Origin of the sequence: Streptomyces sp. NPDC001093 (assembly GCF_040298985.1) — a bacterium.
Classification (GTDB): domain Bacteria; phylum Actinomycetota; class Actinomycetes; order Streptomycetales; family Streptomycetaceae; genus Streptomyces.
In genome coordinates, this window is record NZ_JBEPBF010000260.1 from 1 (window position 1) to 4,670 (window position 4,670).

The 4,670-nt window shown below is 67.7% G+C and carries 6 protein-coding genes; 2 read left to right on the plus strand and 4 right to left on the minus strand.

Annotation, left to right across the window (positions count from 1 at the left end; all coding sequences use genetic code 11):
• Positions 1-91: 91 nt before the first annotated feature.
• Both ABT288_RS49505 and ABT288_RS49510 read right to left on the minus strand, forming a co-directional pair.
• The gene (locus tag ABT288_RS49505; protein WP_351623379.1) at positions 92-736 is read right to left on the minus strand and encodes a helix-turn-helix domain-containing protein; all 645 of its coding nucleotides are present in this window, start codon (positions 734-736) and stop codon (positions 92-94) included.
• Positions 733-1,911, minus strand: coding sequence for a Cmx/CmrA family chloramphenicol efflux MFS transporter (locus tag ABT288_RS49510; protein WP_351623380.1), 1,179 nt, complete (start codon positions 1,909-1,911; stop codon positions 733-735). The genes ABT288_RS49505 and ABT288_RS49510 overlap by 4 nt, the downstream gene beginning before the upstream one ends.
• 463 nt (positions 1,912-2,374) lie before the next feature.
• Between ABT288_RS49510 and ABT288_RS49515 the strand changes: the two genes are divergently transcribed.
• Positions 2,375-2,611, plus strand: coding sequence for a chaplin (locus ABT288_RS49515; RefSeq protein WP_351623381.1), 237 nt, complete (start codon positions 2,375-2,377; stop codon positions 2,609-2,611).
• Between the two features lie 229 nt (positions 2,612-2,840).
• Here ABT288_RS49515 and ABT288_RS49520 read toward each other — a convergent pair whose 3' ends face one another.
• Complete coding sequence (locus tag ABT288_RS49520) at positions 2,841-2,963, minus strand: hypothetical protein (protein ID WP_351623382.1); 123 nt, start codon at positions 2,961-2,963, stop codon at positions 2,841-2,843.
• 129 nt (positions 2,964-3,092) lie between these two features.
• Between ABT288_RS49520 and ABT288_RS49525 the strand changes: the two genes are divergently transcribed.
• Positions 3,093-3,970, plus strand: a protein-coding gene (locus tag ABT288_RS49525; protein ID WP_351623383.1) for an IS5 family transposase whose coding sequence is annotated in 2 segments (ribosomal slippage) — positions 3,093-3,207 and positions 3,207-3,970 — 879 coding nt in all. Because the reading frame shifts where the segments join, the coding sequence is not laid out codon by codon here.
• Between the two features lie 12 nt (positions 3,971-3,982).
• Here the strand turns inward: ABT288_RS49525 and ABT288_RS49530 are convergent.
• Entirely contained in the window at positions 3,983-4,459 is a 477-nt protein-coding gene (locus ABT288_RS49530) for a DUF7919 family protein (protein ID WP_351623384.1), read from the minus strand.
• Positions 4,460-4,670 lie beyond the last annotated feature (211 nt).

Here is a 4,670-nt window from a genome sequence, read left to right on the forward strand (position 1 = left end):
TCCTGCACACCTACAACCACCACCGCTGCCACACCGCACTCGGCGGCCAACCACCGATCAGCCGCGTCAACAACGCTTCAGGTCAATACACCTAGATGTTGCTGGCCATGACGTTGGTAATGCTCCTGCGGAGGCGTGAGGCTGGAGGACGGTTGTCGGCTGTGGTGTGGGGCTGGTGGTAGTTGTAATGGACGTTCCAGACCGCGATCGCCCGGGCCCGTTCCTCCTCCGAGACCCAGTGACGGGCGTAGAGCAGCTCTTCGGCGAGGATGCGCTGGTACCGCTCGACCTTGCCGTTGTGCCGGGGCGTGTAGGGCCTGGTCCGCTGGTGGTGGGAGGCTCGGGAGGTCAGGGAGCGCGTGAAGAACGCGGCGCGGTAGTTGGCGCCGTTGTCGGCCAGGCGTTCCAGCCACCGGCCCACGGTGCGTTCGCTGATCCGCACACCCTGGCCCGTGAGTTCGAGCGTGATCCTGCGAGCGGACCACTTGTGATTCCGCCGCAGTCGCTCGATCCGTTCGACGATCTCGGGCGGGGTCTGGGTCGGTGAGGGGTGCGGAACACTGGAGCGGTCCCTCAGCCCTGTCTCGCCGTAGGTGTCGTACCGGTTCCGCCACTTGGACAGGCAGGCCCGGGAGACGCTGGCCTCGGCGGCGACGTGAGCAATCGGACGGGTGCGGCAGCGTTCGATGAGCCTGCGGCGTCCCTCGACGGTCAATGGGGCGTTTGCATGCGTCACCGGAGCACCTCGCTGCCCCGGCCGGCCACGACTACTGTGCGCAAGGGGACCGCGATGAGCAGCCCGACCGCGACGAGAAGCCCACTCACCCACAACGGCCCGAGGTCCCCGACCGCAGTGGTCAGGGTGGTTGCGGCGATGAGCGGTCCGACGGCGGCGCCGATGTTGAGTGCCGCGGTCGCGTAGGAGCCAGCCATGGTGGGGGCCCCGGCCGCCTCGTAGAGGATCCGCGTGATCAGGGTGCTGCCCACCGCGAACGACAGCGCACCCTGGACGAACACGAGAACGAGCAGTGCGACCGGCCGGTCAGCCAGCACCGCCAAGGCAGGCCAGCCGATGAGCAGTAGCGGGCCGCCAGCGGCGAGGACCAGGCCGGGGTGCTGGTCGGACAGCCGTCCGGCGACGGTGACGCCGATGAACGAGCCGACGCCAAAAAGCACCAGGGCGACGGAGATCCACAGCTCGCCCAGCCCGGCGGTGCCGGTCACGACCGGGGCAAGGAACGTGATGCCGGCGAAGGTCGCCGCGTTCACCAGCGCGCCGAGCAGCACGACCACGAGCAACCGCAGACCCCCAAGCTGTGCGAGCTCCGCTCGCAGGGGCGGCCCCTCAGCTGCGCCCTTCTGTCCACGGCGCGCCGGGATGCCGGTGAGGACGCCGATGGCTGCGGGCAGGCAGAGCGCGGCGACGGCCCAGAACGTGGCCCGCCAGCCGAGCTGGGTGCCCAGCACCGATCCCCCGGGGACGCCGGCGACCATGGCCACCGTGGTGCCCGACAGCAGCACGGCGAGCGCGCGCCCCTTCTGGTCCGTAGGGACCAGTGTGGCGGCGATCGTCAGAGCGACGGCGAGGAACCCGGCGTTCGCGAGTGCCGCGATGACCCGGGTCGCGAACAGGACCGCGAAGCTATCGGTGGCGGCGCCCAAGACGTGGGCTGACAGGAACACGAGGACGAACCCGAGCAGGCTCGATCGTCCGGGCAGCTTGCGGGCAAGTGCGGCCATGAGCGGGGCACCGACGATCATGCCGATCGCGTACGCCGAGGTGAGCGTGCCCGCTGTCCCGACGGTGACGCCGAGGCCTGAGGCGATGTCCGGCAGGAGGCCGGCGAGCATGAACTCTGAGGTGCCCATGGCGAAGACCGCCAGGGCAAGCAGGTACAGCGGAAAAGGCATCGAGTGGCTCCGAGGTGAGGAGAGGCACGAGAAGGTCATCTCGTCACCGCGGCCAGCCCCAAGGGCGCACTTGTCCGACCGCAGAACGCGGCGCGACAACAGGCTGTGAGCTCAGTGGTTCAGGGGGCTGACGGCGTGACCGAAAGCCCCCAACCTGTCTGACTCAGGACTCGACATGGTCCGCACGCTACCCGACCGAAGCCTGCCGAGGCACCCCGGTTTCACTGGCGTCGACCGGTGCCACCAACGTCATGTCCCGCAACACCTAGAGGGTGTCCGGTGGGTCGACTGCTCAACTGGCCTTTGTACTGCGCGAATCGAGGTTGTCACCGGTTCGGTGGAACCGGGTGCCTGAGTCGTTTGTACCGGGCCGAGCCGGAGATCTTCTCCCGTGCGGCCGGCGCTCCTCGGGCAGTTCTGCCCACTGGCTCCGCCGGTTCGAGATCACCATCCATGGGAGGGAATGCGTATCCGTACGACCGTCGCCGCCTGCACTCCGGCTGCGGCAGCCATCCTCGGAAGCTCCGGGGCTGCCTTCGCCGACGCCGGGGCCAAAGGGGCAGTGGTGGGCTCGCCCGGCGTCGTCTCCGGCAATGTGATCCAGGTGCCGATCCAGGTGCCGATCAACGTGTGCGGCAACACCATCGACATCGTCGGCCTGCTGAACCCGGCGAGCGGCAACGTCTGCGTCATCGACTGACGCGGGACCGCCCGGAGCAGCTTCGGGGCGGGCGCTCCCGGCACGGATCGGGTCGCCCGCCGAACGGGTCATTGGATGGACCGGACGGATGCGTGGCCAAACCGAAGCTCCGTCCGGCTCCGCAGGGCTGGAGCGTGTCCGGTGGGCAAGTACCCGCTCCACCGGACACACCTTAGGGGCTCAGCCAGCATCAAGGCCGGAAGCCCTTCAAGCGGAGATCCCTGAGACGTCACCTGAGCTCGATGGGATCCGGAAGGTCGGGAATCACACCGTCTGCTGCGGTCTCCGGCTCACCGGTGCGCTCATCCTGCTCGCTCGTGGCGGTCGGCTCTTCTTCAGGAGTGTTGGTCATGCATGGCTCACTTCTCGGGTGTCCGGGCAACGCGGGTGCGCCGCTCGGCGCGGCGGTCGCGATCACCCTCTCCTAGGCCGTGTCCGATGGGTCGCGTGACCCGCCCCCTGGTGGATCGTTTCGGTCGTTGTGGGCCGGGGTGATCTTTCGGATGACGAATGGGCTCGGCTGGAACCACATCTGCCGAGGAGGGCGGGACGGGGTGGACGATGGCAGTGCCACCGCCGGGTGATCAACGGGGCCGGTTCCGGCAGCGGACTGGCCCGCCGTGGCGGGATGTGCCGTCCCGTTTCGGGAAATGGAAGGCGGTTCATGACCGTCATCGCAGGTGGTCAGCAGACGGCACGTGGGAGAGGATCCTGCGGGCCGTCCAGGCCGACGCCGATGCCGAGGGCCGGATCGACTGGAGCATGGTCAGCGTGGACTCCACCTCCTGCCGGGCTCACCAGCATGCGGCAGGTGCTCACTCCCGCCCACCGAGCGTTCCCGGCAGACGAAGCACGCCGGTCCGGCACCGGACAGACGAGGCCTTGGGTCGTTCCAGAGGCGGCCTGACCTGCAAGATTCATGTGGCGGGCGAGGGTGGACGTCGCCCCCTCGCCTTCGTCATCACTCCCGGCCAGTGGGGCGATGCCCCACAATTGATCCCCGTACTGGAACAGATCCGGGTTCCGCGGCCGACCGGCGGACACCCACGCACTCGGTCCGATCACCTTGGCGGCGACAAAGCCTATTCGTCGCGCCGCAACCGTCGCTATCTGCGACGCCAGATCAAGCACACGATCCCGGAGCCCAGGGACCAGCGTGCCAACCGTCGGCGGCGCGGCAGTAAGGGCGGCCGTCCGACCGGGTTCGACAGAGAGATCTACCGGCGCCGCAACGAAGTGGAACGGACGATCAACCGGCTAAAGATCTTCCGTGCGGTCGCGACTCGTTACGACAAGAGAGCCTACGTCTTTCACGGGACGGTCACCGTCGCCTCGATCCGGCTCTGGCTGCGTACGTAGGTTCGCTCGGGCCTACTCCAGCATGCGTTCGGCGTCATCCGGGACCCAGGGGAAGGGGACGTTGGGCCATCGCGCGGCGGCCCACGCGTCGAGATCGACGGCGAGCACGGCGTCGATGAAGACCTGCGGCGGTCGGTAACCATGATCGGTGACGTAGTGCGTGATCAGGAACGGAGCGGCATAGGCGACCCCAGGCTCGCCCGGGATCCGAACCTCCCCGTTCCCTTCCGGAGCCTTCTCCTCAAGGCACAGGTCGCATTCGTGCACCCCGAGACAGACATTCATCCACTGGACCTGCTGAACAGCCTTCAGCTTCTCCACAAACGCGGTGGGGACCGGTCCCGTCGAGTACGGCTTGCCGGCTTCCAACCACCCAACGCTCAGGCGGGTGTACGCCGGGCGGTACCAGAGCGCGTAGAAGCCCGACTCCCTGTCCGTGAACGCATCCTCGTCCTGGTAGTCGTACTCGCTGAGATCTTCGTAGAACACCCGCACATCATCGCCGCACCGCTTCCTTGACGCCCAAGCGAGCCACGACCCATCGGACAGGGCCTAACGCAGCGAGTCACAAGCATCACATTCAGGACTTGGCCTGCATCCTTCGGTGAACCGCTCCGGGATCTGTGGAGGCTCTATGCGTTGACTCCAGCCGCCGGTTGGGGCTGGCGTTGAGCGTAGTGGTTGGTTTCGTGCTCGTGGG